General features: G+C 63.6%; 3 protein-coding genes. 2 read left to right on the top strand and 1 reads right to left on the bottom strand.

Annotated features, from left to right (window positions below):
- Window positions 1-2,574: Rne/Rng family ribonuclease (locus tag EOA49_RS29610; protein WP_127243517.1), on the bottom strand; the 2,574-nt coding region annotated here is incomplete at its 3' end.
- Window positions 2,575-3,211: 637 nt separating this feature from the next.
- On the opposite strand from EOA49_RS29610, the gene EOA49_RS29605 reads away from it, so the two are divergent.
- Window positions 3,212-4,468, top strand: coding sequence for an N-acetylmuramoyl-L-alanine amidase (locus EOA49_RS29605; protein WP_127240095.1), 1,257 nt, complete (start codon window positions 3,212-3,214; stop codon window positions 4,466-4,468).
- A 232-nt stretch (window positions 4,469-4,700) separates the two neighbouring features.
- On the top strand, window positions 4,701-6,063 hold a 1,363-nt coding region (locus EOA49_RS29600; RefSeq protein WP_206520242.1), incomplete at its 3' end, for a transglycosylase domain-containing protein.

The following is a 6,063-nucleotide window of genomic DNA, read 5'->3' as shown; positions in this document are numbered from 1 at the left end:
CTCGGGAGCTTCGACTTCCGCTTCTTCGCCTTCGAAATCATCGCCGGCATCGGCATCGGCAGGGATTTCGCCTTCCTCGCGGCGATTGCGCTTGCCGCCGCGCTTGCCGCGACGGCGCTTCTTGCCCTGCCCCTCTTCGGCTGCTTCCGCCCCGGCCGGTGCTTCAGCCGTTACCTCGGCTGTCGCTTCGCCAGCAATCGTGCCGGCGTCCGCAGGTGCGGGGGCCGAGACGGCATCGCCATGGCCTTGATGCTCGCGGTCGCGATCCTTGCCGCCGCGCCGCCGACGGCGTTTGCGGCGCTTGCGGCCGCCTTCGCCGTCCTCGGACCGCTGCGGATGCTGTCCCTGCTGTGGATGGCGCGGCTGTTCGGCCTGGACCGATACCTCTTCTTCCTCCTCGACGACGATCTCGTCCTCGGGCTCTTCCGGCTCGACATAGGTCGGCAGGCTGCGCACCTCGACGAAGCCTTCCGGCTTCTCAGCCACCGCGCCGCGGAAGATCGCGTAGTGTTGCGCGCCCAGCGTCTCGTCGGCTTCGAGCGTGATGCTCAGGCCGAACCGGGCCTCGAGCTCGACCAGATTGGCGCGCTTGTGGTTGAGCACATAAAGCGCGGTCGCCGCCGGCGTGCGCACTGTGATGTGGCTGCGCGAATCCTTGAGCAGGAATTCCTCGATTGCCCGCACCACCATCAGCGCCACCGAGGAGTCCGATCTCACATGGCCTGTGCCGCCGCAATGCGGGCAGGGCTTCATCGTCGATTCCAGCACGCTGGCACGGATGCGCTGGCGCGACATCTCCATCAGGCCGAAATGCGAGATGCGACCGACCTGGATGCGGGCGCGATCGTTCTTGAGGTGATCCTTCAGCCGCTTCTCGACCGCGCGGTTGTTGCGGTTCTCCTCCATGTCGATGAAGTCGATGACGATCAGGCCGGCAAGGTCGCGCAGCCTGAGCTGCCGCGCGACTTCCTCGGCGGCCTCCAGATTGGTGTGGAGCGCGGTGTCCTCGATCGAATGCTCCTTGGTGGAGCGGCCGGAGTTGACGTCGATCGAGACCAGCGCCTCGGTCTGGTTGATGATGATGTAGCCGCCGCTCTTCAGCGTCACTTGCGGCTGCAGCATCCGGTCGAGCTGCGCCTCGATGCCGTTGCGCACGAAGATCGGCGTGGTGTCCCGGTAGGGCTGAACCACCTTGGCATGGCTCGGCATCAGCATGCGCATGAAGTCCTTGGCCTCGCGGTAGCCGTCCTCGCCGGAGACCAGGATCTCGTCGATATCCTTGTTGTAGAGGTCGCGAACCGAGCGCTTGATCAGGCTGCCTTCCTCATAGACCAGGGCAGGGGCCGTGGACTGCAGCGTGAGATTGCGGACATTCTCCCAAAGCCGCATCAGATATTCGTAGTCGCGCTTGATCTCGGCCTTGGTGCGGCTTTCGCCGGCGGTGCGCAGGATGACTCCCATGCCCTGCGGCACCTCGAGATCGGCGACGACCTCCTTCAGCCGCTTGCGGTCCTGGGCATTGGTGATCTTGCGCGATATGCCGCCGCCACGCGCGGTGTTCGGCATCAAGACCGAATAGCGGCCGGCGAGCGACAGATAGGTGGTCAGCGCCGCGCCCTTGTTGCCGCGCTCTTCCTTGACGACCTGGACCAGTAGGATCTGGCGGCGCTTGATGACTTCCTGGATCTTGTACTGGCGGCGCACCGGCTTGCGGCGGTTGCGAACCTCTTCAAGCGCATCCTCGGCGCCGACCGATTCGATTTCGTGTTCGTCCGAATGTGCGGACGAAACTTCTTCGAGCATGCCGCGATCATCGTCGCTGGGAGCGGCTTCCTCGGCCGGAGCGACCTCGCTGGTCGATTCGGCCTGCACCGGTTCCGAAATCACATCCGCATCGATGCTCGCGGCGATCGAAGTGGGGCCGCTCTCGGAAGGCTGGCGATTCTCGCTGTCGGTCGCATCGGCGTCTTCGGTGTCGCTGCCGGCTTCGGGGGCCTTGTTCTCCTCTTCGCCGGCTGCCTCGGCTACGGTCTCAACGGTTTCGGAGCCTTCGGTGGCTTCGGTCGAGGTATCGGCCGCATCGCCGGGCTCATCAGCGGAAGCGCTGGAAGCTGCGACCTCATCGGCGCTTTCGCCGCCTTCGTCGGCACCGGCAGCATCGGAACCGCGCTTTTGCTCGGCCCGGTCGCGGTTCTTGCCGCCGCGCCGGCGGTTGCGGCGGCCGCCGCGATCGCGCGCCTGCTGTTCCTCGCCGGTCTCGGCCTCCTCGTCCTCTTCGTCGTCCGCCTCCTGCGCTTCGGCGCGCAGCAGGGCCTGACGGTCGGCGACCGGGATCTGGTAATAGTCGGGGTGAATTTCACTGAAGGCGAGAAAACCGTGACGGTTGCCGCCATATTCGACAAAGGCTGCCTGAAGGGAAGGTTCGACGCGGGTTACGCGGGCGAGATAGATGTTTCCTTTGAGCTGCTTCTTGTCCTGGGATTCAAAGTCGAATTCTTCGATGCGGTTACCGCGAACGACAACAACGCGTGTTTCCTCCGGGTGGGAGGCGTCTATCAGCATCTTGTTGGGCATTATTTCGTTTCCTCCCGGCAGCCATCAGCCGCAGCTGGCGAGGCAGACCCCGCCGCTGTGTGCCTGGATTTGTGTGGCTGCCGGATAATTGAATGTCCGCCGGCCGGAGCTTGAGCGCGATGGCGGTGCCGCCCGCAGCCACAATGGCGCGGTTCAATGCGGACCTTTCCATGATTGCGCTTGAAGCCATCGGCACCCAGCAGAACCTTTTGAACCAAAGCCCGGGCTTGGCCGGACCAGCTTGTTTGCTCGCACAGAGCCGGCGCGGGAGATCCCGGCCGTTTTCATCGCGCAAGCGATTCCCCCGCCACGGGAGCACGCCTGCGAAAATCGTCGCGATCATCTGAAACCCGGAAGCGCCTTGCACATCTTACCCTGGCGGGAAGCTGCAGGGCGGGCGGTTCCAGGATTGCAGTGATCCAATGTCGCTTTTATGATTTGGCGGGTTGGAAGGCAACCCCGATTTCGGATGCCGGCAAAAAGCGCTTCCGCAGGGGAAGGTGGCGCTCCACCTACCGCATGAAAGGCTTGGTTAACCTTCTCTGGATACCAATCGTTAATCGAGTTGGCCGCCAGACAGGCCGTTCTGCCAAACAGGCCGGCGCGAGGCGCCTAACGGGGAGCGACTAGAATAGAGATGGGACTGGCAGGCACCGCAGACAAGGAGCGTGGCGCCGCCGGATATCTGCGGCTCATGGCAAGGACTGTTTTCCTGCTGGTGATCCTGCTTGGCGCGACCGCCGCCTCGCGGGCCGACGGGTTGCTTGGCGCCACCGGCTACAAGATGGCCGGCGACGCGACCAAGATGCGCATCGTCGTGACCTTCGACCGAGAACCGGACGTGAAGTGGTTTCTGCTGCGCGGTCCCAGCCGCCTTGTCGTCGACCTGCCGCGCACGCGATTCGCCCTCAACGCCAAGGACGTGAAGCCGCGCGGGCTGGTGCGCGCCGTTCGCTACGGCGATCAGGGCAAAGGCTCTCGGCTGATCCTCACCGGCAAGGGACCGTTTGCGGTCGACAAGCTCGAGGTGCTGAAGAATGACGATGGCAGCGGCTATCGCGTCGCCATCGACATGTCGGCCGCATCCGAAAGAGAATTCGACGAGGCTTTGGCCAACCAATCGCTGACGACCGGCTCGACCGTTTCTACCGACAAGGGCGGCCGTGTCGGCACAGGGCCGATTTCGGCGCCTGGGCACCGCTTCACAGTGGTCATCGATCCGGGTCATGGCGGCGTCGACGGCGGCGCGGAGAGCGCCGGCGGCACGGTCGAGAAGAACGTCACGCTCGCCTTTGCGACCGAATTACGTAACAAGCTGGCCGCGGTCGGCAGCTATGATGTCTATATGACACGGGACAGTGACGTGTACCTGCCGCTCGACGAGCGCGTGCGCATCGCCCGCCAGCACGAAGCCGATCTCTTGATCTCCATCCATGCCGATACGATCGCCGTCAGAGGTCTCCGCGGCGCCACGGTCTACACGCTCTCGGACAAGGCTTCCGATCCCGAGGCTCAGGCGCTCGCCGATCGTGAAAACCTCTCCGACCAGTTCGCCGGCCTGAAGATCGAGGACGACAATAAGGAGGTCACCGACATCCTGATCGACCTGATCCGCCGCGAGACCCACGGCTTTTCGATGAGCTTTGCGCACACGCTGGTCGGCCAGTTGTCGACCAGCGTCGGTCTGATCAACAATCCGCAGCGCTCGGCGGGTTTCAAGGTGCTGAAGGCGCCCGACGTGCCCTCGGTTCTGGTCGAGCTTGGTTACCTCTCCAACAGCAAGGACGAGGCGCAATTGCTCAGCGCCGACTGGCGCGGCAAGGCGGCTCAGAGCATAACCAATGCCGTTGCCCTGTTTGCCGCGGCGAAAGCGGGAGCCAGGGCTGGGGGCTGACGGGGACCGAACCCGCCCACAACCTTGAGCCGTCCTACAACCGCAAGCAGCGTTGCGCGACGACAACACGTGGCGTTATTATTTGACGGACGGAGTTCCTGAAACTTCGTGCTGCCGTATTTTGTCCACATGGTCGCGACAATGGGTTTCCATTGCGGATTGGGACCGCCCCTGAAGCTTGCGCGACTGTCGGCTTCGTTTAGGAAATCCCGGACCTCGGACTGGAGCGGGCATGATTCGTCTCATCGGCTATTTCTTCGGCATCGGCACGACGCTGGCGCTGCTGGTCGCTGCGGGCCTTGCCATCTACATCGGCCATCTGACGAAGGATCTGCCCGACTACGAGGTTCTGGCCAAATATGAGCCGCCGGTGACGACGCGCATCCATGCCTCGGATGGCTCGCTGATGGCCGAATACGCTCGCGAGCGGCGCCTTTATCTGCCGATCCAGGCGATCCCGGACCGCGTCAAGGCTGCCTTCATGTCGGCCGAGGACAAGAACTTCTATAACCATCCCGGCATCGACATCACCGGCCTCGGCCGCGCCATCATCGTCAATCTGCAGAACTTCGGCTCGGGCAGGCGTCAGGTCGGCGCCTCGACGATCACGCAGCAGGTTGCAAAGAACTTCCTGCTGACCTCCGACCAGACCTATGAGCGCAAGATCAAGGAGATGATCCTGGCCTTCCGCATCGAGCAGGCCTATTCGAAGGACCGCATCCTCGAGCTCTATCTCAACGAGATCTTCTTCGGCTTCGGCGCCTATGGCGTTGCCGGCGCTGCGCTGACCTATTTCGACAAGTCGGTCAACGAACTCACCGTCGCTGAAGCCGCTTACCTTGCTTCGCTGCCCAAGGGCCCCAACAACTATCATCCCTTCAAGCATGCCGACCGGGCGATCGAGCGCCGCAATTGGGTCATCGATCAGATGGTCGAGAACGGCTACGTCACGCGCGAGGAGGGCGACAAGGCCAAGGCCGAGCCGCTCGGCGTGAAGCCGCGCCGTAACGGCTCCTACTTGTTCGCGGGCGAGTATTTCACCGAGGAGGTGCGTCGCCAGATCATCGCCCGCTACGGCGAGAATGCGCTCTATGAGGGCGGCCTGTCGGTGCGCACCACGCTCGATCCGAAAATCCAGCTCATCGCCCGCAAGGCGATGCAGAACGGATTGCTGAAATACGACACGCTGCGCGGCTATCGCGGACCGGTGACCCATATCGACGTTTCCGGCGACTGGGGCGTGCCGCTCGGTGCGGTCAAGGGGCTGGAGGACGTGCCGGAGTGGACGCTCGCCGTCGTGCTCGACAGTTCGGCCGATGGGCTGACGATCGGCATGCAGCCGGCGCGTCAGGTCTCCGGCGACCTCGTCAAGGACCGCGTCGAGGGCACCGTCAGCAAGGACGACATGGGCTTCGCCATGCGCCATTTCGTCAACGGCAAGTCCGTCAGGGCGAAATCTCCGGCGGAAGTGCTTGAACCCGGCGACGTCATCTTCGTGCAGAAGAACGAGGGCTCCGACAACGCCTATAGCCTGCGCCAGGTGCCCGAGGTCGAAGGCGGCCTGGTTGCCATGGATCCGCATACCGGGCGTGTGT

It is taken from the genome of Mesorhizobium sp. M1A.F.Ca.IN.020.04.1.1 (assembly GCF_003997315.1).
Taxonomy (GTDB): domain Bacteria; phylum Pseudomonadota; class Alphaproteobacteria; order Rhizobiales; family Rhizobiaceae; genus Mesorhizobium.
The sequence above is the reverse complement of the archived record's forward strand: the minus strand, read 5'-3'. Positions and strand labels throughout refer to the sequence as shown.